This window comes from Sphingobium phenoxybenzoativorans, assembly GCF_018286635.1.
Lineage (GTDB): Bacteria > Pseudomonadota > Alphaproteobacteria > Sphingomonadales > Sphingomonadaceae > Sphingobium > Sphingobium phenoxybenzoativorans.
In genome coordinates, this window is the sequence record NZ_CP073910.1 from 3904769 (window position 1) to 3929321 (window position 24553).

Sequence of the window (24553 nt, forward strand, 5' to 3'; positions counted from 1 at the left end):
GAGATGAGCCGACATTGTCCTCATCTCCTTTGCAGACGCGGAGACGGGGCCGATGATCCGACTTGGAGAATTGATGATGATCCTCGAACTACATCGGCAGGGTGTATCGATATCCGCCATTGCCCGACGCACTGGTCGCGATCCCAAGACCATCCGAAAATATATCGAACGGGGCATCGAGGCCCCGGTTTACGGCCCTCGCATGCTGGGTCGACCGAACAAACTGGCACCCTATCTGGAATTTTTGCGTGAGCGAGTGACGGCCTTTCCCGATCTGACTGCGGCGCGCCTGACGCGGGAAATCCGTGAGCTGGGATATATGGGCGCCTATACCGCGGTAAAGCGGTTCCTGGCAGCGATCCGGCCGGAAAACGGGCCTAAGCCCTTTGAGGTTCGGTTCGAGACGCCGCCTGGCGTGCAGGCACAGGTCGACTTTGCCCGGTTCGTCGTCGAATTTACCGATGAGCCCGGCGTCAGCCGGATCGTCTGGCTGTTCAGCCTGGTGCTGGGACATTCGCGCTTCCTGTTTGCGCGCTACGTCATGCATCAGGATCTCCAAAGCCTGTTGCGCTGTCATATGCAGGCCTTTGAAGCGCTCGGCGGCGTCCCGATCGAGATCCTCTACGATCGCATGAAAACCGCTGTGACCGGGGAAGATGATCAGGGCCACATCATCTACAATCGATCATTGCTGGCTCTGGCCGGGCATTATCGCTTCGTGCCGCGCGCCTGCCGTCCCTATCGGGCCAAGACCAAGGGAAAGGTCGAGCGGCCATTCAGCTATATCCGCAAGGACTTCTTCCTGGGCCGGAGCTTCCGCAATCTGGACGATCTCAATGTCCAGCTGATCGACTGGCTCGATACCGTCGCCAACGTCCGTGTCCACGGCAGACGCAGCGGATTATTGCTGAAGCCTTCGCCGCCGAGCAGCCTGAGTTGCAGCTGCTCCCGGCGGGCCGCTTTGACGCTGTTCTGAAGCTGGAGCGCCGCGTCAGCCACGATGGGATGGTCTCGGTCGGCGGCAATTACTACAGCGTTCCCGATCGCACCCGGCGCGTCGTCGAAATCCAGCAGTTGCCCGACAAGATCCGGATCGTAGACCTGGGCCAGGTCATTGCCGAGCACCCGGTTCTTGAGGGGCGCCGGCAGTACAGGATCGATCCTGCGCACCGGACAGGCAGCAGCGGCGCCAAGCGCCGTATCCATGGCAAAGAGGTAATCGCCATCGGTCGTGTAGGCGAGCATGTCACCGTGCGCTCCCTGGCCATCTATCAAGCGATCGGCAGCCAACTGGCGCGGGGAGAACGGCCATGAACCATGGGGGTGCCGCATCCCGCGTCGATAATATCCGCCGCAGCCTGGTCCATCTCAAAATGCCCACGCGCCCTGGAGATGCTCGACGCCACCCTGCGCGGCATAGAGCAGGGCAAAATCGATGGCATCGAGGCCATCGACATATTGCTGAACGAAGAACTGTCGCTCCGGGAGAACCGCAGGATCAAGGCAGCCCTGCGCATGGCAAGGCTGCCGATCATCAAGACGCTGGACGGATATGACTTCTCCTTCCAGCCATCGCTCGACCGGAACCGCATCCTGGCGCTCGCTGGCCTGGACTTCATCAACCGGGCCGAGGTGGTGCATCTGCTGGGCCCGCCCGGTACCGGGAAAAGCCATATCGCCACGGCCCTTGCCGTCGAGGCCGTGAAGGCGGGCAAGAGCGTCTACTTCATCCCGCTCGCCGATCTGATCGCTTCACTGACCAAGGCTGAACGCGAGGGCACGTTGCGCGAGAAGATCGCTTCCTATGCCGATCCTCCCTGCTCGTCGTCGACGAGATCGGGTATCTTCCCGTCACGCCCGGCGGCGGCAATCTCTTCTTCCAGCTCGTCAACGCCCGATACGAAAAGGGTGCCATGATCCTGACATCCAACCGCGGCTTCGCCGAATGGGGTGATGTCTTTGGCGATCCGGTGGTGGCCACCGCGCTGCTCGACCGCCTTCTTCACCACGCTGTGGTCGTCCAGATCGAGGGCTCCAGCTATCGCATGCGACAGCACGCCGACCTGCTGCCCGAGCATGCGCGCATGGCACCGTCCATCAACCCACCGCCCTTGCCGAAACGGCGCGGCCGCCCGCCAGCAAAGGAAAAGCCCGATCTCCATCACGGCTGATCACCGACACCAACCCTCCCGCCAAACTAGGGAATTTTAGATGCCCACTTTTGCGGAATCTTCGGTGCCCGTTGACAGTTGTCGAGGCTCTCGTGGTAGCGCTGGTGGTTGTAATGCTCGACGAAGGCCTTGATCTGCTGTTCGAGATCGCCCGGCAGGAAGTAATTCTCCAACAGCACACGGTTTTTGAGCGTCTGATGCCAGCGCTCGATCTTGCCTTGGGTCTGTGGGTGGAAGGGTGCGCCGCGCACGTGGCTCATCTTGTTGGCGTCGATGTATTCGGCCAACTCGCTCGCGATGTAGCTGGGGCCATTGTCGCTGAGCAGGCGGGGCCTGTGCAGCACATTGGCGTGGTCGCAGCCTGAGGCTGCCAGTGCCATATCGAGCGTGTCAGTGACGTCCTCGGCTCGCATGGTGGTGCAGAGCTTCCATGCAATGATGTAGCGCGAGTAATCGTCGAGCACGGTCGAGAGATAGACCCAACCCCATCCTATGATCTTGAAGTAGGTAAAGTCGGTCTGCCACATCTCGTTGGGGCGGGAGGTTTGCGTGTGGAACGCATCTGCCGCCTTGATCACGGTGTAGGCCGGGCTGGTGATCAGATCGTGGGCCTTCAGGAGGCGGTAGACCGTAGCTTCGGACACGAAGTAGCGCTTCTCGTCGGTGAAGCGCACCGCCAGTTCTCGCGGGGACAGCTCGGTCTGTTCCAGCGCCATCTCGACGATCTGCTGCCGGACATCCTCGCCGATGCGGTTCCACACCCGGCTCGGCCCGGATGGTCGGTCTGCCAGCGCCTCGGGGCCACCTTCAAGGTAACGATCATACCAGCGGTAGAAGGTGCGCCGTGCCACGCCGAGCTGGTCCAGCGTGCGTTTGGCGGGCAGGTGCGACTGCTCGACGATCCGGATTATCTCCAGCTTCTCGGATGCAGGGTATCTCATTCGTCGTCTCCCCCATCCGCGATCATGCTTTTTTTGAGCAGACGGTTCTCCAGGGTGAGATCGGCCACACATTCCTTCAGATCACGGGCCTCACGGCGCAGGTCCTTCACCTCGTCCGTGGTCGCAGCACGCGCAGTGTCACCAGCCAGACGACGCTTGCCGGCCTCCATGAACTCCTTGGACCAGGTGTAATACAGGCTCTGTGCGATCCCTTCACGGCGGCACAGCTCGGCAATGGAGTCATCGCCGCGCAGGCCATCGAGCACGATCCTGATCTTGTCTTCAGCAGAGAAGTGCCGACGGGTCTTGCGGCGGATGTCCTTTACGACCTGCTCGGCAGGCTTTTTGGTGCTTGAGGATTTGGGCTTCATCTTCGTTCCTTCGTCACTACGACGAAGCCCAAATCCTCCTTAAATCACAACCTCAAATCTGTGCCATAGGTGCTGACGGGGGACAGATGCCCTTGCGGCCGCAAGCTTCGCGGCCAATGTATAGAAACGGAAGTAACCCGGCCCCTAAAGGATAGCAGCACCGAAAAGCAATCTGGATCAATTATAGTTTTTTCAATGCTTTATGTTCATAAATTTCGCGGAATATGCACCGGGGGCATGGAAAATGCGTCGACTTTTAAAATTAGCGAGCGCGAACAAGGGTGCGACAGCCATTGAATATGGACTGATCGCGGCTTTGATTGCCATTGCAGCTATCACCGCCATGAGCCAGCTCGGTACCAAGCTTAAAAATACTTACAGCAAAGTCGCCAACAATATGTGAGAACATTGGAACCGTTCTGTGTGGATGTCGCTATATGGAGACGGGCACATCATTGTCCGTCCTCCCCTTGCCCCGCGGCCTTGAGTGGCGCGGGGTCTTTTTCGCCGCAGAATTTCGTGAAAGCCACGCGGCCTATTTTTAGATCATATAGTCATTTTTCGAAGCGGCAGCTGGCCGATATAATCGACCTTCCCGATGGTCAGGCCCTTAGCACGGAGAATGTCGTAGGCTGTCGTGGCATGAAAATAAAAGTTGGGTACTGAAAAGCTCAGTAGAAATGTGTCTGCAGTAAAATCCGCCCGATATGTCTTTATCTGAAACCGCATCGGCTGGCCGGGCAGCATGTCAAAATCGTCGGCTATGATTGCGGCTAATATGGCTTGGCCGTCCTCGATCCGCTGCCTCAGGCCTGCGAAGGTGCCTGGCGGCTCGGTCATATCTGGGGAAAACACGCCCTTGCAAACAGCCGCGATCGCTCCAGATGAATGAACTACCGCCGATTTGATTTGATAAGCGAATGGCAACATGTCCGGAGCCAGCTTCGCATAGATCAAATCTTCGGGAGGAAGATTTTCCGTATCACAATAAGCTTCCGCCTTACAAAGAAGGCCATTGAGATTGTTTAGCATCTTCTGAAACGGCGGCACGATCGCGGCATAGAAGCTGAAAGGCATATCCGTTTCTCTGTGAAGACCGATGATGAAAAGGCGGTTTGCAGCCCATAGGCTGGTTTGTCCAGCATGCGAGCATTCTAAGCGCCCATGCACTTGAGCCGTCCAATTCAGAACCCTATCAGCGCCACCGGAGGATATGTTTTGGCAAGCGAATCCCGTGAACTACTGGTTTTGACGATGACGTGGATGCAGCATATCCCGCCACGGGAAGGCGATATCCACTGGCATGAAGGGGTGGAATATCGGATCACAGGCCTCCTCCCCGCTCATCGCGAAGAATGGTTCCGCAAGGCGGTTACCCTAACGCTGGAGACGAAATAGCCTTCCCGCCCATGCAAAAGGAAACCAGGCTGCACTCACGATCTCGCGCAGCGTTGCCTTAAGGAAGCCGATATCTTCCATTACTCAAAGCGAAACAGGCGACGGCGACTCGCCTGATCTTGAGGCTGGGGATAATTGCCTGAGCTAATCGCGCGACGTCCGATTTCGTCAGCGACCTCATGATCGAAGGCCGAAAGGACATCATCGGTGGGAATGAGGAGCCACGCCTCCATCAGATCACGATCTGACATATGGCAGGCTATGATAGCTTTTTGGGCGGGCATGGCTCTCTCCAAAGCCGTTTGCCTGACAACTCGCGCCTGCTTGTTCCGTTCCGAGCAGTGTGGCCGCGACCGACGGTCAGTTCAAACTGCGATCTTCGAAATCGAGCGCTTCGGCTAGATCGGCAGCCCGGTGCCAAGCCCAGATCGTGGGATAAATGAAAGTAACAAGAATGGAGACGCCAATCGTCTCCAGCAATCCAATATCTTCTGTCATTGCACGTCACCTCATATAGAGTGGCGTAGGTCGGCCCAGCAGGCTTGCGGGTGCCTGCCGGGCCTAGCCATATGCTCGGCCGAGGGGCTGGTGAGCGGCTAAAGGGAGAATGACAGCAATTCGACAAGCTGTCTTGATTTGGATCAGGAGAAACACTTTGTCCCATAAAGATACAATAAGATGCCCCTGGGCCAAGGGCAGGCCCTAAACCTGCTGTCCAAGCCTTCAGCCTAGTTCCCTTCGCGCGGGTCGCCGCTCAACTCTAATGGCGTCGCATGATCAAGTGAGCGTACGAAGCAAGGACTCCCGGGCATAGAAGCGCTGGGCTGCTGCTGTTACAAATTTCTTGTCGAGCCCGGCCACACCCTCGTCCGGCATTACGCCTGCTTTGTCGAGCAGCGGCTTTGCTGCCTCGCTCGCACCGATCGCTTTGAGATGGCCGAAGGCGTTCATCACAAATTCGACTGCAGCACCTTCTTTTACGAGCCCTTCACAACCTTCCTGCGACAGGACAATTGCAACTGCATCGAAGATCTGGCTCGGCGAGCCGGCAAGCTGGCCATCGGCCTTGCGCACCGAGCCGTCGCTGAGCTTCGCGCCGCCGACCTTGGGTGCGACGATCACCGCCTTGCCCCTGGCCTTTGTGACCGCGTCGATCACGCCATCGAGTTCGGCAGCATCGGTACCGTCCGCGATAAGGATACCCACCGCGCGACCTTCCAGCGTATTCTTCATATTCTTGTGGATCGAGAGCGCATCGGACAGGTCCATGTCAATTGGCGCCCTGGCCGCAGGTGCTTTTTTGGGCAGTGTTATGCCCAACCCATCGGCGACGCGTCGAGCAAGATCCTCATCGACGTTGCGCAGGTTGGCGACCATGCGCGGCGGCACTTGGTTGAGCAGGCCGACCTTCGACAGTTCGAACACGAAGGACGAGGCGATATGCGCCTGCTCGCTTTCCGTTTGCGAGCGGTAGAACAGCCGCGCCTGGCTGTAATGGTCGGCAAAGGTCTCTGAACGGACCCGCAGCTTCTCGCCGCTTTCTTCAGGACCCGTCGCCGCATCCACCGTGGCAAAGCCGGTCGTTGGGCTTTCGCGGGAGCCACCTTCCTCTCCATGAGCGGCAAGGCTGTTGGGCTCGTAATTGGCGCGGCCCTTGGGCACCATGGTTTGCATCTTGCCATCGCGTTGGAAGTTACCGAACGGGCAGCGCGGCGCATTGACCGGAATCTGGTGGAAATTGGTCGTCCCGAGCCGCGAATTCTGGGTGTCGAGATAGGAGAACAGCCGACCCTGCAGCAGTGGATCGTTCGAAAAGTCGATGCCCGGAGGGATGTTTGACGGCAGGAACGCAACCTGCTCGGTTTCTGCGAAGAAATTGTCGACGTTGCGGTTCAAGGTCAACGTGCCAATCAGGCGGACCGGCACATCCTCTTCGGGAATAAGCTTGGTCGCATCGAGCACATCATAGGGCTGAGCCTCGGCAAATGCCTGGTCGAAGACCTGAATGCCGAGATCCCATTGGGGAAAATCGCCGCTGTCGATCGCTTCGAACAGGTCGCGGCGCTGATAATCATTGTCAGCCGCCTGGAGCTTCAGCGCCTCGTCCCAGATCGTCGATTGCAGACCGAGCCGCGGCTTCCAGTGGAACTTGACGAAGCTCGTCTTGCCCTGGGCGTTCACAAGCTTGAAGGTATGAACGCCGAACCCTTCCATCGTCCGGAACGAGCGCGGCAAGGTGCGGTCGGACATCGCCCACATGAGCATATGGGTGGTCTCGGGCATGAGGCTCGCCCAGTCCCAGAAAGTGTCGTGCGCGCTGCCAGCCTGTGGATAGCCGCGATCGGCTTCCATCTTCACGGCATGGACAAGATCCGGGAATTTGAGCGCATCCTGAATGAAGAACACAGGTATGTTGTTGCCGACCAGATCCCAATTGCCCTCGCGCGTGTAGAATTTGACGGCAAAACCGCGCACGTCACGCGGCGTGTCGACCGATCCGGCCCCGCCGGCGACGGTCGAGAAGCGCACAAACACTTCCGTTTTCTCGCCCTTTATAAACACTGCCGCCTTGGACAAGTCTGAGATATCGTCGGTTGCCTCGAAGATGCCATGCGCGCCAGTTCCGCGGGCATGGACGATTCGTTCGGGAATGCGCTCATGATCGAAATGGAAAATCTTCTCCCGCAAGACAAAATCTTCAAGTAGCGTTGGCCCGCGCGATCCGCTCCTGAGACTGTTTTGATTGTCGGAGATCGGAACGCCATGATTTGTGGTCAGGGCAGCGGTAGCCAAATCCTCAGCGGTCTGATGGGTTTCGCCACCGGAAGACTTGCCGCCGGATTTAAGCGCCTTAGCCATTACGGGCTTTCCTTTCTGCATATATCAATCAATCAGATCGGGGCCACCTCTCGCTATGCCAATATGACTGAGCATTGAAAGGCGGGTCGCCAAACATTCCAGGCTTTGGACCAAAACATTCGGATCGCATTTTGCTAACGCTTCAAGAACGCATAGGTGACGCACGAGGAAAATATTGTTTGCTCCACATGCTCAAAAGTCAGGCATTGCCACTCACACAAAGTCTGCTGTTTCGCAAAAGGCGGCGATAAGCCATCAACGGCCTTTGCCGAAACTGCCTGTGCAGGCCTTCAATCCGTAGCGATGAAAAACGCTATCGCGCCTATTGAATGTTCCAGCGCAAATTTGTCTTCCACTCAACTGATCGAGGGTCCGCTTCGCCCACGCCCGATAGTCCAGTTGATGCCGTCGCCCCGCATGATCCCGGATACCGCCTTGCCGATATGAGGCTCCAGCACAGGACGCCACGGCACGAGCGTAAAATCATAGGCGCGTTCGATCACGGCAAAGCGCCCGCTGACAAGGTCGAGAGACCGCCGATAGACACCATCGACCTGTGCGCCATTTCTAGGGTCATGGAACGGCAATTTGATCTCGTTGGTAATCTCTTTCGCGACACGCAACAATTCCCGGCGCTGCAGCGCTGACAGCATGTTGGGCGCGAAGGTCATCCCGTCTCGACCATTTTCGGCAAATTCTTGCGCGATGAGCCATTGCCTGCGGCGCGCCTGCGCATCGCGCAGCGCCGCGCCAAATCCCGCGTCGCGCACGGGTAACGGCGAGCCCGCTACCAGGTCCCGATCGATCCAGGTGGCGGCCTCTATGTCGAGCAGTTTTTCAAGCGGATAGGCCGACAGGATTTTGACCGCTACCGGCCGCGCCTCGACCCGCCTCGCCTCATAGGCCTCAACCCGCGCAATATGATCCTCAGCGATGATCCATCGCCCGGACGGCTCCCGCTCGGCAACCCCTGCCCGGCGCAACGCTTCAAGACGGCGAATATGGGTCTGCGCATAGGTCTCGGTCGCTCTCGCGTCATGGCGCAGATGGGCCTCAATATCATAATGGCCGCCATTGCCCGCCGCGATGACAGCGATCATGTGATCGGCTTGCCTGACCTCGGCCTGCGCCGGGGATATCTCGACTATGGCGCCGATCGGCAGGCTTTCGACATCCTGTCCAAGGGCGGCGCCGGTCCCGGTCGCGACATAATGGCTGCGGCCGTCTAGGCCGTCGACAATGATATGATAGCGGTCGGCATGCTCATCAGCCAGGCCTCGCGCCATCAGCCGACCAATGAGCGGCCCCGCGCCCGGCGCCTTTGGATTGTAAATGACCTGATCGGCAAGCGACCGTTCGGCGCCAAGACGCGTATAGGCGCGCTGCATCGTCCTGATAATATCGCCCCGCTCACCCACCTGCCGCAACGTATCGGCAAGATCGGGCGCCAGCCTGAACCGCGCAGCACCAAGCGGCTCTGCCAGACCCATGCGGGCAAGCTTGGCGAGACGACCCGATCGCAGCGCCTGGTCGAAGCCATCGCTCCCATGAGCGGCAACGACCCGGTCAGCGTCCGCGCCGCGGATCAAGGACCGGTCGATCGATGTCAGCCTCTCCTGCTCGACCTCAAGCCGCAGTCCTGCAGCGATCTCGCGCGATGATCTGGGGCCCAGGTCCAGCGCGAGGAGGTCAGCGGCGCGCGCGCGGATTCCGGTGGTGAGATAATCGCGCGCGAGGATAAGATCGCCGCCACGATCGTCCTTTCCACGGACGATGATATGGCTGTGAGGATGACCGGTGTTGAAATGGTCGACAGCGGCCCAGTCAAGGCGGGTGCCAAGATCCTCCTCCATCCGCGCCATCAGCCGCCGGGTCAGGGGTTTAAGATCCTCATAGAGCGCGCCATCCTCAGGCGAGACGATGAAGCGGAACTGGTGACGGTCGCCCGCGCCGCGCGCGGTAAAAGCCGCCCCATCGATCGTGTCGCTCTCGCGGCCATAGAGCGTTCCCCGCTCGCCCTCCCGCGTCGTGCCGTCTCTTTGCAGATAACGTAGGTGCGCGACAGCCGCCGCTGCCCCTTTGCCCGACAGCCTGACGATCCGCGCCTTGACGATGACCCGTCTCGCGCCCTTGGCGGCCACTCTGCCACGGGTCGCTAGCAGCCTTCCCACCCCTGCCCCGCGCCCGGTCCGGCTGCCTGAAAAACCCCGCTTGTTCTGACCGCCTGCAGCGCCGCCCCGCGCCAGATTGGCGGCGGCCAATATTCGCCCCAGATAGCGCGGGCCGCGCGCGCCGCCATAGCTGCGCTGCCGCCCAAGGTGCGGCGTAAAATCCTCCTCATCGCCCATATTCAGTGCGCTTCCGTGCCTCTATCAGCGCGAGCATGGCTCAGCCTGCACACCACAAAAAGCGGTGCCACCGTCTGTGGCGGACATCCGCCATTTCTTATGGATATGGCACTGTCCTCTGGCAGCCAGTGCCAAAATAGCGCCTAAAAAAAGATGTGCAGACAATCACTTAACGCGCGGCCAGTGCCATAGCTTTATCTTGCCTTACGCCGCCTTTCCGCCACCCACTCCCTTTCGGCCCCCAGGCCGCTTGTTCATATGCTTCCTGTCCTGTCGCCCTTGCGCGCGCCGAGGGCAAAAAAGCGCCGGGATCCGATGCCTGTGCGACAGCGGACCCCGGCCTTGATGGCGCCTTTGTTCAATGCGCCAATGCCAGCGCGCGATGTGCTTTCGCGCCCTTTCTAAAACTGCGCCGTCCGATCACACCATGCGCTTCTCCCTCCCCGTCCACGAGCATCACCGCCACGAACCAGGCGCCGTTACAGCGCCCTGTAATCGCCACCCGGTCAAGATCGATTTCCTCCTCGCCATGCGCTTGTTCAAGCGCCTCCCAGCGCCCCAGCCAGCGTTCCTCGACCCGCATATCCCAAAGTAGATCGCTTTCTTCCGCCGCCAGAAAACGGTGCGCCAGCGCCTCGCCGGCCCCCCGTCCAAACTCCCGCTCAAGCCCTGCGACCAAAGCCGCCATGACGCCATTTGTCGCCGCGATTGTCTGAGCCAAAGCCATGAGAACCTCCAAAGAAACCCGTCCCCTAAAGTGAGGACAGACCTCGACCGGCGGCTGGCGGAGCGGCTGTCAGGGCCGCGCGCGGCGCAGCGCGAGCGCCGCGTCAGCGGCGGTGGAGGTGCCGATTTTTCTGGACCGGCAGCAAAAGAACATGCGTGCGCAGCGCGCCCATATTTCCAGAAAAATTGGAGGCGCCGCCGGCCTTGCACAGCCGCTCCGCCAGCCGCCATGCTGGGCCTTGCCGAGACGAGCCTCCCCCATCGCCTGGCCATGCACCGCCAGAGGCTGGGCGCCCCAAACCCCGCCGCTATTCCCGATAACGGATTACGAACAGGGGATCAGGCTTGAATGCTTTGTCCGGGATTTTGTCGTCCCGATGCGGAGAGCCATTAGCCGTTTCTCCGAGGACAAAGAGCGCGGGCGGCGCAGCCGCTATAGTGCGGGCCGTCGCCTGCTTCGCTTCTCCCGTGGCGGCAGCGTCCGTCAGTTGCGCGAGATAGGCCTGGGTCTCGCGCGGCAGCGCCCCGCCCGTCTTGAGATGGGCGGCATAACGCGCCGGTCCGGCATTATAGGCAGCGAACATGCCGGGATAGCCGAAGCGGTCATACATGGCGCGCAGATAGGCCGTGCCCGCCAGAATATTGTCGCGCGGATCATGGGGATCGAACCCAAGCCCATGGATTTTGCGCAGGCTTGCCCAGGTCTCCGGCATCAATTGCATCAGGCCCATCGCCCCTGCCCGGCTGGTGATCGGACGCCCCTGCCATAGTGTGCGCCCGCCGCTTTCAGCGCTTATGACCTTCTCGATCCAGGCTTGAGGTATCGCAAAACGCGCCGAAGCTTCTGCGATTTCCGCGCGCCAGCGCGCCACATTATCGGCTTGGGCGGGGAATGAGAGACAAAGGACAGCGGCGGCGATGCCGGTCTTCAGCGCGGCCACAGGCGCACCGCCCGGCCGATCATCTCGCGCCGTGCGGTCGGCCCGAAATAGCGCCCATCAAAGGAGCCGGAGACCTCCGGCATCGCCAGAAAGATCATGTCCCGATCAAGCCGGACACAGCCCTGCCATTGCGGTAGAGGGCGGCCTGCTTTGTCGAATTTCAAGCGATCGGCCAGCGCCTTCCCATTCACAGTCACCGCGTTTCCCGATGCGCAGACCATGTCGCCGTTACGTGCTGCGACGCGCTTGATCAGCGCGATGGTGGCGGGCAGATAGTGGCGCTGCGCGGCAAGCCGCCGGGCTTGCGGCGGGGGCCAGGCAAGGATCATATCCCCCCGCTGTATCCGCGCGACGGGCAGCACGGCGTAGAGACCCAGCGGCGCGCTGGCGCTCACATTCCAGACCAGCCAGGGCCGTGGCGGGAAGGCGATGGTGAGCGCCAAGGCGCTTATGCCAGCGCCAATATAGGCTGCGCGGCGGGTGAGCCTTCTGCGCCGCGCCCTCGCGGCGCGAAGTGCCTGACCCCAGGCGAATAGCGGCCTGTCGCGCGGGTCAACCATGGCGGCCGCCAGACCGTTTGATACCAGCGCTGATGCCGCTGCTCTGATTGCTGCCGCCCTGATCGCCACCGATGGACCGCCCCGCGGACCAGGCCTCGATATCGTCGATATGATAGCGCCAGGTGCGCCCATGTTTGCGGCATTTAGGGCCTGCGCCCCGCGTCCGCAGGTCTTTCAGCGTCGTATAGGCGATGCCCAGATGATAGGCGGTCTGTTTGGCGGTAAGGAAGGGGCTACCTTCGCGCGCGGCCTGCGCGCGGCGTGCTGTGTCATCCATGTAAGAGCGATCCATAGCCGCCGGAACCCCATGTTCCGGCCAGGGCGGGAATGGATCGCTCCGGCCTGCTTTGGCAGGGTCGCAAACAGCCATAGGCGTTTGCGTCCCCCTTATGACCGGAGAGAAGCCGGCGAGAAAAAGGCCCCGCGTCCGTGCCGGGCGCGGGGCCAAAGGCGATCAATCGGCGGGATTCCAGATGATCGCGAAAGTGTCCTCGTCATCCTGTCCGGCGGCGCGGCCAAGATTGGCATAGAGGCGGCGCGGACCAAATTCCGGGGCTGCGAGGGAGAGCGAGACATAGTCCTTGCCGCTCATCTCGCCCCGGCGAACCCAGCCCGCGCCGACCTCGATCCCGGCAGCCGAGACCCTGTAGTCGGGATGGCTGTCGCCGGACTTGCGGACATTGGGGATGATCTCGATCTCGGTGCGGATGGAGAGGGTCTTGAGCTGGCCTTTGAAGCCTTTTCCCTCGCGGGTGACATAACCGATTGCGGGCATGATATTTCTCCTTGGATGCTCGCCCCGAACCATTTCCGGGCGATGGGCGGACCAGAAGGGATGGTTTGAGCAGGGCTTCGAACCGGGAGGCCGGAGCGGCACGCGCAGGACCGGAGCGACGGGCTTATTTGCGCGCGAAGCGCCCGCGAGGAGAGCCGCAAAGCGGGTCGGGGAAATAAGTCCGGCGCGATGGTTTTGAAGGGCTGCGGCCAGCCCAGGTCACACGTCCAAGGCACCGGAAATCGGTGCGGGAAAGATCCCCATGGAGAGATTGGCCGTCGATCAGTAGCGCAGGCCCCGCGCGGAAAGCCTTGTAAGGACAGAAAGAGCCTCGCCGGACAACAAGCCGAACATGCACCTAGGTCAGCAGCGGCATACCCTCACCCTGTGGGTGGTTTGGCGCGTATCGGACAAAGCTGGCCGGTCATCATCGGGCTATTGCGGCCACAGGACCAATATATCCGCGCAGGCGCGCACCCTTATGTCCCGCATCCTCGCCATGGCAAGGAAAGGCGCGCGCCCAAGCGAGGCAGGAAGCCAATCGCGTGCCGGTTCCGCCCGCGCCTTCGGCCACGGCCTCATACGTTCAGTGAGCGGGAGGGTGTCTTTCCGGCATCGAGACGGGGCCTGTGCCCAATCCGCGCGGGACCGCATGAAGGGCGGGACCGCGCGGCCGGAATTTCCGCCCCGCTGCCTGCCCGGCGTGGACGGCCGTGCCGCATGATCCAACCTCTTTCAACGTCCGGCGACATAGTGAAACTGGCTCCATATCCGCATTGCCCGGCCGGTCGGGCTGGACTAGAAATCGCCAATCTCATCATAGGACGCAGGGGCGCATCCGGTTGACAGGCGTCGCCGAGATGCCCGCCAGGCGCGAAGGAAAAGATTTGGAATGAGCGCGACATTTTCAGCGATCAATGTCGAGACGCGGCTGGAAATCCGGGATTTGCTGAGCCGCTTCTGCCATGCGCTCGACCGCAACCTGCCGCGGCAATGGAATGATATCTTCACCCCTGATGCGGTCATCGACGCGCCTAAACTGGGGAGGTTTGCCGGGCGGGCGGAAATCGCGAAAATCCCCGATATGGTGCAGGAAAAGGGCGGCGGCGCATGGCGGCATTTCCTCCACAATATCTATATCGATCTTGCCGATAATGGCCGCGACCTTCTGATCGCTGCCTATTGCACGGTGAGCGACTGGCGCACCCAGGGCAATGTCATTCGATGCTGGGATTTGTCCGCCCGGATCACGAGGCGGCGAGGATTGAGGATCGTCGCGCTCACCTTGACGATGGTCGGCGACGAGAGACTGTCGCCTCCTAAAGCGACCAGCCAGACCATCTCCGACTAAGAGCGCCTCCCCTCAAGCCGAGGGCAAGGGCGCATGTTCGCAAGCGCCTGATGTCGAGGGGCCTTGCGCCTTGGCCTGCCCCAATAGACAGGGGAGACAGGTGGCCTTGGCGGGCTTGCTTTTTGCAGGCCCTTATCCTTTTCAGGCCAAGAAGCGCGTAGCCCGTCGCACGCTCGAGACTATCCTTGTTTCCATGGATAAGGGGGCAGCGCTTGGCCGCCCCCTTATCGGTCAGGCAGCGCGCGGCAGCTCTGTCGTATCGCCTTCCTCTCTGGGCGGCTGCTCAGGGTCCGGCGCTGGAGTTTTGGACGCTGGGTCTTTGAAGGCTGGGGTTTTGGCGGCAGGCGGCGCGATCCGGGCGAAGGCGTCGACGGTGCCGACACCGCCCCTTTCGGTATAGGCTGACGGCGCAAAGCGCATCCAGCGCGGCACCCAGCGGTCATGGTGCCTGCGGCCATTGGTGCCGGTCAGATGGTCAGAGATGATCGATTTAAGGACCTTGGACGTCGCGCCCAGATTGGCCGTTGCGACGGCCTCTCCCGCCACATCCCTCACCAGCGCGACCAGCAGTTCGCGATCCCGGATCAGCGCGAACAGGGCATCGTCAGCCTGCCACCAATCGGCCATGTCGGTGCCGATATGCAGGCCAACCGCCTCGATCACCGCGCTGCCAGCTTCAAGCGTCTCGCCCATGACGATTGTCACTATCTCCATGACGAGGCTGTCGGGCAGATCGAGCAGTTTAAGGAATATCCGGGCAAGCGCATCGTCGCCGCCATGGCCGCCCTCGCCCTTTGCCGCGATCAGCGCCGACTGGTCGGACGGCAGGTCGAGCGCGGCCATGACTGCGCGGCGCCGTTCGTCGAACAGGGCTTCGGCGCGGCTGCGTTCAAGGCTTTTGGCCGTTGCCTCGTTGCGGCTTGTCTGGGGTTCGCGGTGGACGGTCCAATGGGCCGATCCGATCATGGCATGGGCGACCATCAGCCGCAGCGCGACGCCCTGATGGCCGACCAGACCCGCCCTGACGGCCGCATGGCGGTGCAGGTCGATATAGGTCTGGCAGGGTCCGCTGAGTTCGGGACGGGAGGGTTTGGACCCCATAGTCGCGTTGCCGCCCACCATCAGCTGCGCGCGCTGCGCTTCCTTGCGGCTGAGATAGCCTTCATGGAAAATCACTTCGCCGCTTGCCCGGACATCGGCATAGATGCGCCCGCCCTTGCGTTTGGCGGTCTTCTCATATTCCCAGCTATGGAAATGATCGGACGGCGGCACGATCATGACATCAGCCCAGCCGTCTTCGAGATAGGCGGCGCGCCGCGCGTCTATTGCGGCATATTGCGCTGTCCAGAAAGCGTCGGGGTCAGCAAAATAGCCGTCCTCGCCGAACAGGTCGGCAATGATCCGCCCATCAAACCGGGTGACGTCGAACAGGGCGTGGCGAACGGGGATCGACTGGCCGCCGAACAGCCAAGCCTTGAGCTGATTGCCGATGGGGCAATAGGCATGCTCATCCTCGGCAAGCGCCAGCCACGCCTTCTGCTGGGCCTTGCTGGCCATGGTCAGATGACGGATACTCGCCCGGTCGATCATCCCGTTGCGGTAGAGGGCGCGGATTGGCGGGAGGAGATTGCCAAGGGCAAGGATGCGCCGCACCGCAAGCTCCGGCAGGCCGAAGGTGGCGGCGATATCAGCGACATCCCGCCCCTGTTTGACGAGCCGGACAAAACTCTCCCATTGCGTGACTTCATCGGCGTCGAGACGGGCCATATTCTCGATCATCGAGGCTTCGATGGCGGTGGCGTCATCGCCTGCGTCAAGGATGGCGCAGGGCAGCGGGTCGATATGGAGACTGTCCTGCGCGTCGCCCCGCTCTCCGCCCGCTTCGCGCAGTTCCCGCGCGACGAGGCAGGCGGCAGTGAAGCGGCGGCGTCCGGCGATAATCTCATATTGGCCGCTCTCGCTGCCGGGGCGCACGAGAAGGGGCTGGATGACGCCGCGTTTCCTGATCGTCGGCAGTATATCGGAGACGTCCGGGGCTTTTGCGCCCTGGCGCATATTGGTCTTGCTGACGGCAAGCCTGTCGAGAGCGATATAGTCCAACTGCATGATGCTACTCCTTATAAGGCCGGCGCCGCGATGCTTTGAGATGACTGGCAAGCGGGACCGGCATTGGGTGCGGCAGGACGTGCCGCGCATATCCCGGCAAGGCGGATCGGCCTTATCCGGGGATTTCGGGGTCCGATGCCATGATCGCGGCGGCGGCGCGGGTTAGGAGGATTTCTGTCCAGAGGACCGAGCCGGAACATCGCGCCCATTGCGTCCAGACCGACAGGGGATGGATGGTCGCAAAACCGGCCTCGCATTCGATCCCATGACCATAAGGCAGGCGCATGGCGCATAATTGGCGCAGCGAGAATGTGCCAAGCTCCGCATAACCCAAGCCAAGGTCGGCAAGGCCGAACAAGCTATCGCCGTCCCGGTCGAGCTCAGTGACAAGCCATGTCGCCGTGCTGAGGGGCGAATAGAGTTTGACGAGCGGGCAGGGATCAAAGGCCCTGCCCTGTTCGCGGGAAATCTCGGCGCAGATCGCATTGGCGCGCAGCCCATAGCGCAGATCGGCGGTGAGGAGCGTCATGCCGCGTGCCGCAGCCGCATCGCTGCGGTCAGCCCTCCTGCCGAACAGGCGCTGCTGCCCGGCTCTGGCGGGCGGAAGGCAAGGAGATAGTCAGCGGCCTTGCTGGCGGCGCTGGCCGCCCGGAAAATGGCGCGATTGTCCGCGCGGAGCAGGCCAAGCCATGAAGCGATATAGTCGGCATGGCGGACGGTCGGGACAATGCCGAGCGAAGCGCAGAGGAAGGCGCTGCCCATTTCCGCGCATAATTCCTCGCGGGCATAGGGCGCAGACCCATAAGCGCCGCTAAAGTCGCGGCCAAGGCGCGAAACATGGCCGCTCCAATGGACGTTATGCCGATATCGGCATAACACCCATAATGCCGCGATCCGGATTATGCCGCATGGCGTCTGTTGGAGGCTGGTTTTCCGGGCATCGGCCATGCGGCGGTTCGGCATAATCAGAGGCCTTCCAAGAACGCGAGGAGCTTGTCGTCGGGGCGGAACCGGCCTGACGGGGTGGCTGGAGGGGCGACGCGAGCGAGCGCCTTTTCCTTCATCCGCATGTCGGCGTGGATGTAGATCTGGGTGGTCTCGACATTCTCGTGACCAAGCCAGAGCGCGATCACCGCTGGATCGACGCCGTGGTGGAGCAGGTCCATTGCCGTGCTGTGGCGAAGCGTATGCGGTGTGACCCGCTTGGTGCCGATGCTCGGGCACGTGCGCGATGCCGTGAGGCAGTGCTTGCGGACCAGATGCTCGAGAGCGTCGCGGCTCAGTCGTTCTCCCCGGATCGACGGGAACAGCGGTCTGTTCTCATCCTTGTCGTTGCCTATCCACGCCCCCAGCAGCCTGGCCGTCTCGCGGCGAAGCGGGGTCGCACGCTCCTTCCGGCCCTTGCCCATGCAGCGGATGTGCGCGCCGTTCCCGAGCACAACATCACCGAGCGTGAGGCCGACCAGTTCGGATGCCCGCAGGCCGGTCTGGATCGCGAGCAGGAGCAGCGCATGATCGCGCCGCCCCGCCCATGTTGTGCGGTCCGGCGCTGCGAGCAACGCCGCCATCTCGTCGGCGTCGAGGAACGTCACCGTGCGCTTCACATAGCGCTTGTTGGGCATGGCGAGGATGCGCTGGCATTGCAGCAGCCAGGTCGGATCGCTCATCGCGACGTAGCGGAAGAACGATCGGATCGCGGCAAGCCGTGTGTTGCGGCTGCGCGCGCTGTTACCTCTCGCTGTCTCGGTATGGGCGAGGAAGTCGGCGACCAGATCGGCGTCGATATCCTCGACGGTGAGCTTGACCGGCGGCTTCCCGCATCGAGCGCCTGCGTACCGCAACAGCAGGCGGAACGTGTCGCGATAGCCCGCGACGGTGTGTGGGCTCGCTTCCATTTGGACGCACAACCGATCGGTGAAGAAGCGCTGGATCAGCGCGGGCAAGGCGGCGGCGCTCATTGCACAGCCTCCCGGCCATCGGCGGTGGCCCGCGCCATCGCCAGATCGAGCAGTTCCGGAACCGCTTCCAGATACCAGTACGTGTTGGAGGGATCGCTATGGCCCAGATAGGTCGTGAGCCGGATCATTTCGCGCGCCGGGTCTTTGCCGGTGCGATACCAGTCGATCATCGTCCTCACCGCGAAGCTGTGGCGAAGATCATGGATGCGCGGTCCTCTGCCATGCTTGCAGTATGGCTGAGGAGTCCGGAGCCCGATCTGCTGGCACGCGTGCGCGAAGTTGTATCGGGCGGCACAGTCGGTGAGGCGGGTGGCTTTGTCGGTGACGAACATCGGCGTAACCGGATGGCCGATCAGCCGGTCACGCTCGACACGATAGTCGATCATCCGGGTGACGACGCTCGGGTCGAGTGGCAGCAGCCGCTCTTTGCCGAGCTTACCCTGTCGAACGCGCAGCACGCCATGATTGATCTCGAGGTCTTCACCATCGAGTGCCAGCGCCTCGCTGATTCTCAGGCCCGTGACGGCGATGAGTCCGAACAACGTCGAGCAGGTCAGTCCGCGCAGACCATAAATGGACGGCAGCATCTTGGCCGCCATGATGATCGCTCCGATCTCGGCATCGCTGTAGATGTGCGGTCGAGACCGTGCGATGGCGCTCGGCAGCAGACCTCGCGGCAGTACTTCATGTGCCGGATCGAAGCTGCTCAACCACTGCGCGAACAGACGGACAGCGCTGAGCCTCGCCCCTCGAGTCGAGGTCTGGGCCTCCGCCAGCGTGGCATGCCAGCGCAGGAACAGCGGCGTGTCGATATAAGCGGCACCCTCGCCGTCAGCGAACCGGGTAAAGCGGCGGAGGATGCGCTCGCTGGTGCCAAGATCGTAGCCGAGGCCGCGCCGGACGCTCAGATAGCGGTCGAGCTGGTCGGTGAGGCTCATAGCGTGCCTCCCGCAACCGGCCAGGGCTGCGCGATCGACCGCAGCCCGTCGATGTCGAGCCGCGCATATATCATCGTCGATGACCGCGATCGGTGTCGCAACATGTCGCCCACCTCGTCGAGCGATGCACCCGTGTTCACCAGTTGGGTGGCAAGGCTATGACGCAGCAGGTGCGATCCCACATAAGGCGTCACCGGCTTTTGGCCGGTCGCTTTCAAGGCATCTTTGAGGATGGCGTTGACGATCGTCCCATCCTTGAACGGCCGATGTGGCGCGCGATGCGCGACGAACAGCGTGCGACAGGTCGCCGGTCCTCGCTCCTCACGAAGATACCGGCTCAGCGCGTCGCCGACCTCCGCGGTGAGCGGCAGACGGTCGTGCAGCTTGCCCTTGCCGCGCACCATCAGTTCGCCCGCGCGCCAGTCGATATCGTCGAGTTGGATCGCGACGACCTCGGCCGCACGCAGCCCGAGCCGGGCCATAACCAACAGCATCGCATAATCCCGCGCACCATGCCGGTGATTGTCGCGAACGGACGCAAGCACGGCCTCGACACCATCGGGCGACAAGTGGCGCGGCAGTCGTGCAGCCCAGCGTTTCGCCGTTTTTGGAACGCTCAGCGCCAGATTGGTCGCGGTCGCGCCGCACGCGAACAGGTATTGAAGGAAGATACGGACGTGGGTCGCCACCGTCTTGTCGCGACGCGCGCTGGCCAGCACATGCTCCATGAAGCCGATTACATCGGCGGGGCACAGGCGCCCCGGATCGGGCAATGCCTTGCCAAACCGATAGTCGAGAAAGCGGCGCGCAAAACCCACCGAGTGCGGGATACTGCGCGGACTGAGGCCGCGCTGTTTGATGAGATAGGTCTCGAAGTCCGCCAGCAAAGTCGCACGCGCGATCTCATTGTCTGTCAGCGGCACCGGCTGCGCCACGCCGATATCGACCAAGTGCTGGACGAACCGGCGCGCGATGGTGTCGAGGCGTATTGTATTCTTCCGCTCCCTTGGAAGGTCGCGCGTCAGCGGCTCGACGCAGTCGAGCGTTACGGACGGGGGTGCGATACCCGCTTCGTCCAGAACCGCGCCGAACTTCCTCGCCAGACACCGATAAGCGATGATCGTCCGAGCTTTGTAGTTCTCTGCGGCATAGGTCTGCTCGAACGCCGCCAGATACGGCTCAACGCAGGTTTTCAGATTTTCGGACATGATCTTCGTGCTCCATGTTGTCGGAGCGACGAAGATTATGCCGAATGGCCCGCACGTAATCATGCCGCCAGCCGCGCTAATTCAGCGACATGCGGCATAATCCGGATCGCGGCATTATGGGTAAGTTCATGGAGCGCGGTCCGATAATAGTTGATCGGATCGTAAAAAGCGCTCTGATGCGGGACCGCAATATAGTCGAGGTCGTGGACAAAATGGGCCTTGTCGCCGCCGACGCGAAAATCCGCGCCGCTGGCGAGAATCAGTTCCTCGGCGACCGGCGCGATCTTGTCGCGCGGCAAGGGGACCGGGTCCGCGCCAAGATCGACGTCCAATCCCTCGCATTGCGCAAGGTTGAAGATGGTGAAGCGTTTGAGGAACGGTACGACCCTGATGTCGCCTCCTTCCTGCGCGGCCCGCTCCGCTTCGCCTTTCGGAATGAAGCGGTCGGCATAGACGATGCTGGTGCCGCGTTCCCCTTTGCGGACGCAGCCCCCTGCTTCGAGAGCCTGTTTGAAGGTCAGCCAGCCATGCGAGGCATAGCCATGCTCGATCATGGCGCTCCAGAGGATGAGGATATTGATGCCCGAATAGGGCCGTCCCGAAAGCGCGTTGCGCGGCAGGGCTGGCGCGACCGCGCGCCGCTGCCTGCCCCCATGGCTGGCCCAAGGCCGCACCCATGGGATATGCCCCTGTTCAAGCTCGCCAACTATCTTTGCGGTGATCTCGTCATAGAGGGCATGGCGGGCATGGGCGCTACCGGACGGCCGGGCGTCATCGCCCGCCCCGCCCCTGCTCCTACCTCCGCCTCTGCTTCTGTTCCTCTCCTTCCTCTTTCTCCCTTGTTCCCCGCGCCGCTTGGCGCTGCCCTCGTGCGTGCCCGTGCCCTTCGCAGACATGGCTGTCCTCCTGATGCTCCCAAAACAACAGGCCGCTCCCGGAAGCGGGGGTGGTCGGCAAGAGCGACCGGAAAGGCCCGCAACAGCGGCCGAAGGCACCGTCCCGGTTGCTTCAGCAGCCGAACAGGACGGGCGCAGCGCAGCGAAGCACCCCAAGCAAAGCGCCGGGGTTGCCGCCGGCAGCGGCGGGCCTAGGAGGACGCGCCGACCGCGCCCGCGCCACCGGGAGAGGCCCGACAACGCGCCGCCGCGCCAGCGGCGTCCGCCTGACGGCAGCAGCGCAGCGGCGCCGTCCCGTCATGCGATCGATACCGGCAGGCCGAGACGCTGGCAGACAAAGACTCTGACAGGCGGCTCGGTGACGCGAACGGCTCAACAAGGCGCCGTCCGTGTCAGAGAGCGCGGCCGCGCGGACCAACAGACCGCGCGGGGGCGGAAAACCACCAGAAGCAAGGCGCCGACAGTCCAAACACAGGGGGGTCCGGTTCTTCCTTCAGCTAGTCTCGATAATGGCCGGATCTGCGCAGCAGCAGGCGATAGCCGCCACGGGCCATGGCCCTGGCGTCGCGCGCCAGGCGGCGCACGCGCAGCCGCAGCGAGTCGGACGCGCCGTCCCATTCCTTCTCGATGCGGGCAGCCCCGAACAGCGCCGCGCCGATCTCCCGCTGGGTGGCGCCAATGCTGATCGCGTCATGGACGCGCAGGAGCGCGGCATGCCGTTGCAAACGCGGATCGGGCGGATAGAGGGAACGGGAAAATCTGCCGCGCCGGACCAGATCGAGAAACCGGCGCAGCGGCGCCAGCCGCGCACGCGCTGTGGCAAAACCAGCAATATGATAGCGTATCGTGACAGGTCCGGCCTGCGCGAAACTGCCCTGCTCGACATCGATCCGGATATGGCGCGCGCCGTCGGACAAAAGCGCATGTTCCTTGCCAGCGGCGCTCCGGACAAGGGAAAGCCAGGGCGCAAGAACAGACAGATCGACGCTGTCTGGGCCAGGTGCCGGGGCCATGCTTATGTCGACCGGGAGGACCGCCGGGTCGAGATCAGCGATCCAGAAGATCCGGGCCTCTCTAGCGCTTAAGTGCGGCGCCTCGGCGAAAATGCAACCCCCAGTCTGCGGGGTCGGCTGCGCCCCGCGTCGTCCGGCTGGCCTCCGCATACCAGCGGATATAGTCGGGATCGCGGCGAAGCCACTCCCACATGATCCCGGCCCGATCCACCTCGCGCAATGCCTCATAGGCGTCCGGATCAGTCCAGAATTTCGGGCCCAAGACGCTCAAGAACTGGCCGCTTCACTCAAATCGGCGTCCGCCAGCCGGCCCTAAGCTTATAGAAGGGTTCGGATTTTTCAGGCCAGAATGGATTTTATTTTGCAATGCAAAACTTTTGCCGGGGGCTTTTGGGTGATAGTTTTGTGACAATGAGGAAATTTCCGGACGCCGGCCTGAGGCCCCGCCGTCCGGCGCGAAGATGCCGGAAGGGCCGGCAGCGGGACTGCCGGTAGCTTGAGATGCCGCCCGTGGCCGGGTTGCATTTTTATGGACCTGTATCCGCTTGCGCTGGAATTGCTGCTGTTGATCGACGCGGCGCGCACCAAGGAAGACCTGGCCGATGCCATGGCCATCGTCACGCCGCGCCTTGGTTTCGACTATTTCGCCATGACCCATCATGTCGACATCCTGGCCTATGAGGATGATGCGGCAATCCATCTCCACAATTATCCCGCGCAATGGGCCGATTTCTATGCTTCGAGCGCGCTGGGGGTATCGGACCCGGTGCACCGGGCGAGCCATAGGACGGGGATCGGTTTCCAATGGGCGCGCATCCCGCATCTCATTCCCCTGACGGTTCAGGACCGCCGCATCTTCAGTCTTGGGCGCGAACAGGGCATCAGCGACGGCTTCACGGTGCCGTCCAATATCCCAGGCGAGATGTTCGGCTCCTGTTCCTTCGCCACTATCGCCGGGAAGGCCGTGCCGCAGGAGCGGTTGCTGCTCGCGCAGATCGTCGGCGGATTTGCCTTTGAAGCGGCCCGGCGTCTGTGGACCGGGCGCGGCGAAAGTTTTGGCGAACGCAAGGCGATCCTCACTGACCGGCAGCGCGAATGCGTGCTCTGGGCGACGCGCGGCAAAAGCGACTGGGAAATCAGCCAGATCGTCAAGATCAGCGAGGAGACCGTGTCGCGTCATATCAGACATGCCTGCGAGCGCTATGGTATCAGCAAGCGCATTTCCCTGGTGGGCCTGACGCTTGAAGACGGGACACTGACGATCACGGATATCAACAGACGGCGCTATACCCCTTTCTGGGAATAGCGCCGTAATGCCTGCGCTGCGACCCTTGGCCAATCATGGTTAAGGGAGACACGATCATGTTGCAGATAGAAAAGCATCTGGGCGGTCCGATAGCGGACGCGGTCTTACGGAACATGTTTGCCGCGCGAAAATCGGTCTTTATCGATCTCCTTAAATGGGATTTGCCGACCCTTGCCGGTCTTTATGAGCTTGATCAGTTTGACGGCGAACAGTGCCATTATCTCATATTGACCGACCCCGATGGCGAACATCTCGGCTCGGCAAGGCTGCTGCCGACATGCCGGCCCCATATTCTCGACAGCTTCTATGCCGATCTGTGCGCAGGGCCGCCGCCCAGCGGTCCCGAAATCTTCGAGATAACCCGCTTTTGCCTCGACCGGCGGCTACGCGCCGCAGAACGGCGTCAGGTCCGCGACGCGTTGATCATAGCGCTTGTCGATCATGCGCTGGCGGCCGGGATCACCCATTATAGCGCGGTCGCGGAGAAAGGCTGGTCCCAGCAGATTATCGCGTTCGGCTGGCGCTGCCTCCCGCTTGGGCGTCCCCAATATTGCGACGGCGGTCTGCTCGCCGCGCTCTGCATCGAGATATCCGAGCAAACCCCGCGCCTGCTGGCGGGCGCTGGCATCATCGGCCAAGCGTCGATTGCGATACCGCAATCCCGCGCCGCCACGTGAAAGGAGGATT

Annotated in this window: 22 protein-coding genes and 4 pseudogenes; 6 read left to right on the forward strand and 20 right to left on the reverse strand. The window is 62.0% G+C overall.

From position 1 onward, the window contains the following. The first annotated feature begins 52 nt into the window (after window positions 1-52). Both istA and istB read left to right on the forward strand, forming a co-directional pair. Window positions 53-1314: pseudogene (istA, locus tag KFK14_RS19280) on the forward strand (IS21 family transposase). Window positions 1315-1392: 78 nt separating this feature from the next. Further along, window positions 1393-2171 (forward strand): annotated as a pseudogene (istB, locus tag KFK14_RS19285) (IS21-like element helper ATPase IstB). Window positions 2172-2248: 77 nt separating this feature from the next. On the opposite strand, the pseudogene KFK14_RS19290 reads toward istB, so the two are convergent. Next, window positions 2249-3483 (reverse strand): annotated as a pseudogene (locus KFK14_RS19290) (IS3 family transposase); the annotation flags it as partial. Window positions 3484-3727: 244 nt separating this feature from the next. Here KFK14_RS19290 and KFK14_RS19295 point away from each other — a divergent pair. Next, window positions 3728-3886: a Flp family type IVb pilin gene (locus KFK14_RS19295; RefSeq protein WP_212608813.1), complete on the forward strand. Its 159-nt coding sequence runs from the start codon at window positions 3728-3730 to the stop codon at window positions 3884-3886. A gap of 143 nt (window positions 3887-4029) precedes the next feature. On the opposite strand, the gene KFK14_RS19300 is transcribed toward KFK14_RS19295, so the two are convergent. The 10 genes from KFK14_RS19300 to KFK14_RS19345 form a co-directional block, all read right to left on the reverse strand. Beyond that, window positions 4030-4560, reverse strand: coding sequence for a DUF1993 domain-containing protein (locus tag KFK14_RS19300; RefSeq protein WP_212608814.1), 531 nt, complete (start codon window positions 4558-4560; stop codon window positions 4030-4032). 401 nt (window positions 4561-4961) lie between these two features. Continuing rightward, window positions 4962-5165 carry a hypothetical protein gene (locus KFK14_RS19305; RefSeq protein ID WP_212608815.1) on the reverse strand — a complete coding sequence of 68 codons (204 nt, stop codon included), beginning with the start codon at window positions 5163-5165 and terminating at the stop codon, window positions 4962-4964. 76 nt (window positions 5166-5241) lie between these two features. Further along, window positions 5242-5379: a hypothetical protein gene (locus tag KFK14_RS19310; RefSeq protein ID WP_212608816.1), complete on the reverse strand. Its 138-nt coding sequence runs from the start codon at window positions 5377-5379 to the stop codon at window positions 5242-5244. 279 nt (window positions 5380-5658) lie between these two features. Continuing rightward, a complete protein-coding gene (locus tag KFK14_RS19315; protein ID WP_246524709.1) occupies window positions 5659-7761 on the reverse strand; it encodes a catalase in 2103 nt (700 codons plus the stop codon). A gap of 335 nt (window positions 7762-8096) precedes the next feature. Next, window positions 8097-10088 (reverse strand): relaxase/mobilization nuclease RlxS, encoded by a 1992-nt coding sequence (rlxS, locus tag KFK14_RS19320; protein ID WP_212608817.1) that lies wholly within the window; start codon window positions 10086-10088, stop codon window positions 8097-8099. 358 nt (window positions 10089-10446) lie between these two features. Beyond that, window positions 10447-10815, reverse strand: coding sequence for a hypothetical protein (locus KFK14_RS19325; RefSeq protein WP_212608818.1), 369 nt, complete (start codon window positions 10813-10815; stop codon window positions 10447-10449). Between the two features lie 307 nt (window positions 10816-11122). After that, window positions 11123-11755 (reverse strand): lytic transglycosylase domain-containing protein, encoded by a 633-nt coding sequence (locus KFK14_RS19330; protein WP_212608819.1) that lies wholly within the window; start codon window positions 11753-11755, stop codon window positions 11123-11125. Beyond that, a complete protein-coding gene (locus KFK14_RS19335) occupies window positions 11743-12315 on the reverse strand; it encodes a S26 family signal peptidase (RefSeq protein WP_212608820.1) in 573 nt (190 codons plus the stop codon). Before KFK14_RS19335 ends, KFK14_RS19330 begins: the two co-directional genes overlap by 13 nt. Next, on the reverse strand, window positions 12308-12592 hold the full coding sequence (locus KFK14_RS19340; protein WP_212608821.1) for a helix-turn-helix transcriptional regulator: 285 nt from the start codon (window positions 12590-12592) through the stop codon (window positions 12308-12310). The genes KFK14_RS19335 and KFK14_RS19340 overlap by 8 nt, the downstream gene beginning before the upstream one ends. Before the next feature lie 177 nt (window positions 12593-12769). Continuing rightward, window positions 12770-13090 (reverse strand): DUF736 domain-containing protein, encoded by a 321-nt coding sequence (locus KFK14_RS19345; protein WP_212608822.1) that lies wholly within the window; start codon window positions 13088-13090, stop codon window positions 12770-12772. Window positions 13091-13982: 892 nt separating this feature from the next. On the opposite strand from KFK14_RS19345, the gene KFK14_RS19350 reads away from it, so the two are divergent. Next, complete coding sequence (locus tag KFK14_RS19350; RefSeq protein WP_212608823.1) at window positions 13983-14441, forward strand: nuclear transport factor 2 family protein; 459 nt, start codon at window positions 13983-13985, stop codon at window positions 14439-14441. Window positions 14442-14672: 231 nt separating this feature from the next. Here KFK14_RS19350 and KFK14_RS19355 read toward each other — a convergent pair whose 3' ends face one another. From KFK14_RS19355 to KFK14_RS19395, 9 genes and pseudogenes are all read right to left on the reverse strand, one after another. Beyond that, window positions 14673-16547 (reverse strand): ParB/RepB/Spo0J family partition protein, encoded by a 1875-nt coding sequence (locus tag KFK14_RS19355; RefSeq protein ID WP_212608824.1) that lies wholly within the window; start codon window positions 16545-16547, stop codon window positions 14673-14675. A gap of 112 nt (window positions 16548-16659) precedes the next feature. After that, window positions 16660-17076, reverse strand: a complete 417-nt coding sequence (locus tag KFK14_RS19360; RefSeq protein ID WP_212608825.1) for a DUF2958 domain-containing protein — start codon at window positions 17074-17076, stop codon at window positions 16660-16662. Further along, window positions 17073-17399, reverse strand: a pseudogene (locus tag KFK14_RS19365) (zincin-like metallopeptidase domain-containing protein); the annotation flags it as partial. The pseudogene KFK14_RS19365 and the gene KFK14_RS19360, both read right to left, overlap by 4 nt. A 113-nt stretch (window positions 17400-17512) precedes the next feature. After that, window positions 17513-18505 carry a tyrosine-type recombinase/integrase gene (locus KFK14_RS19370; protein ID WP_212608827.1) on the reverse strand — a complete coding sequence of 331 codons (993 nt, stop codon included), beginning with the start codon at window positions 18503-18505 and terminating at the stop codon, window positions 17513-17515. Beyond that, entirely contained in the window at window positions 18502-19443 is a 942-nt protein-coding gene (locus KFK14_RS19375) for a tyrosine-type recombinase/integrase (protein ID WP_212608828.1), read from the reverse strand. The genes KFK14_RS19370 and KFK14_RS19375 overlap by 4 nt, the downstream gene beginning before the upstream one ends. Further along, window positions 19440-20651 carry a tyrosine-type recombinase/integrase gene (locus KFK14_RS19380; RefSeq protein WP_212608829.1) on the reverse strand — a complete coding sequence of 404 codons (1212 nt, stop codon included), beginning with the start codon at window positions 20649-20651 and terminating at the stop codon, window positions 19440-19442. The genes KFK14_RS19375 and KFK14_RS19380 overlap by 4 nt, the downstream gene beginning before the upstream one ends. Before the next feature lie 59 nt (window positions 20652-20710). Further along, on the reverse strand, window positions 20711-21547 hold the full coding sequence (locus KFK14_RS19385) for an ArdC family protein (protein WP_212608830.1): 837 nt from the start codon (window positions 21545-21547) through the stop codon (window positions 20711-20713). Between the two features lie 497 nt (window positions 21548-22044). Then, a complete protein-coding gene (locus KFK14_RS19390; protein WP_212608831.1) occupies window positions 22045-22560 on the reverse strand; it encodes a DNA -binding domain-containing protein in 516 nt (171 codons plus the stop codon). A 61-nt stretch (window positions 22561-22621) separates the two neighbouring features. Next, window positions 22622-22831, reverse strand: coding sequence for a transcriptional regulator domain-containing protein (locus tag KFK14_RS19395; protein WP_212608832.1), 210 nt, complete (start codon window positions 22829-22831; stop codon window positions 22622-22624). A gap of 258 nt (window positions 22832-23089) precedes the next feature. Here KFK14_RS19395 and KFK14_RS19400 point away from each other — a divergent pair, with 258 nt between their 5' ends. Together KFK14_RS19400 and KFK14_RS19405 are read left to right on the forward strand one after the other, a co-directional pair. Next, entirely contained in the window at window positions 23090-23866 is a 777-nt protein-coding gene (locus KFK14_RS19400; RefSeq protein ID WP_212608833.1) for a LuxR family transcriptional regulator, read from the forward strand. 56 nt (window positions 23867-23922) lie between these two features. Next, on the forward strand, window positions 23923-24543 hold the full coding sequence (locus KFK14_RS19405) for an acyl-homoserine-lactone synthase (RefSeq protein ID WP_212608834.1): 621 nt from the start codon (window positions 23923-23925) through the stop codon (window positions 24541-24543). Window positions 24544-24553 lie beyond the last annotated feature (10 nt).

Coding starts and splice junctions, on each gene's coding strand:
- KFK14_RS19295 (WP_212608813.1), top strand. CDS start 3,728: ATGCGTCGACTTTTAAAATTAGCGAGCGCGAACAAGGGTGCGACAGCC.
- KFK14_RS19300 (WP_212608814.1), bottom strand. CDS start 4,560: ATGCCTTTCAGCTTCTATGCCGCGATCGTGCCGCCGTTTCAGAAGATG.
- KFK14_RS19305 (WP_212608815.1), bottom strand. CDS start 5,165: ATGCCCGCCCAAAAAGCTATCATAGCCTGCCATATGTCAGATCGTGAT.
- KFK14_RS19310 (WP_212608816.1), bottom strand. CDS start 5,379: ATGACAGAAGATATTGGATTGCTGGAGACGATTGGCGTCTCCATTCTT.
- KFK14_RS19315 (WP_246524709.1), bottom strand. CDS start 7,761: ATGCAGAAAGGAAAGCCCGTAATGGCTAAGGCGCTTAAATCCGGCGGC.
- rlxS (WP_212608817.1), bottom strand. CDS start 10,088: ATGGGCGATGAGGAGGATTTTACGCCGCACCTTGGGCGGCAGCGCAGC.
- KFK14_RS19325 (WP_212608818.1), bottom strand. CDS start 10,815: ATGGCTTTGGCTCAGACAATCGCGGCGACAAATGGCGTCATGGCGGCT.
- KFK14_RS19335 (WP_212608820.1), bottom strand. CDS start 12,315: ATGGTTGACCCGCGCGACAGGCCGCTATTCGCCTGGGGTCAGGCACTT.
- KFK14_RS19340 (WP_212608821.1), bottom strand. CDS start 12,592: ATGGATGACACAGCACGCCGCGCGCAGGCCGCGCGCGAAGGTAGCCCC.
- KFK14_RS19345 (WP_212608822.1), bottom strand. CDS start 13,090: ATGCCCGCAATCGGTTATGTCACCCGCGAGGGAAAAGGCTTCAAAGGC.
- KFK14_RS19350 (WP_212608823.1), top strand. CDS start 13,983: ATGAGCGCGACATTTTCAGCGATCAATGTCGAGACGCGGCTGGAAATC.
- KFK14_RS19355 (WP_212608824.1), bottom strand. CDS start 16,547: ATGCAGTTGGACTATATCGCTCTCGACAGGCTTGCCGTCAGCAAGACC.
- KFK14_RS19360 (WP_212608825.1), bottom strand. CDS start 17,076: ATGACGCTCCTCACCGCCGATCTGCGCTATGGGCTGCGCGCCAATGCG.
- KFK14_RS19370 (WP_212608827.1), bottom strand. CDS start 18,505: ATGAGCGCCGCCGCCTTGCCCGCGCTGATCCAGCGCTTCTTCACCGAT.
- KFK14_RS19375 (WP_212608828.1), bottom strand. CDS start 19,443: ATGAGCCTCACCGACCAGCTCGACCGCTATCTGAGCGTCCGGCGCGGC.
- KFK14_RS19380 (WP_212608829.1), bottom strand. CDS start 20,651: ATGTCCGAAAATCTGAAAACCTGCGTTGAGCCGTATCTGGCGGCGTTC.
- KFK14_RS19385 (WP_212608830.1), bottom strand. CDS start 21,547: ATGTCTGCGAAGGGCACGGGCACGCACGAGGGCAGCGCCAAGCGGCGC.
- KFK14_RS19390 (WP_212608831.1), bottom strand. CDS start 22,560: ATGGCCCCGGCACCTGGCCCAGACAGCGTCGATCTGTCTGTTCTTGCG.
- KFK14_RS19400 (WP_212608833.1), top strand. CDS start 23,090: ATGGACCTGTATCCGCTTGCGCTGGAATTGCTGCTGTTGATCGACGCG.
- KFK14_RS19405 (WP_212608834.1), top strand. CDS start 23,923: ATGTTGCAGATAGAAAAGCATCTGGGCGGTCCGATAGCGGACGCGGTC.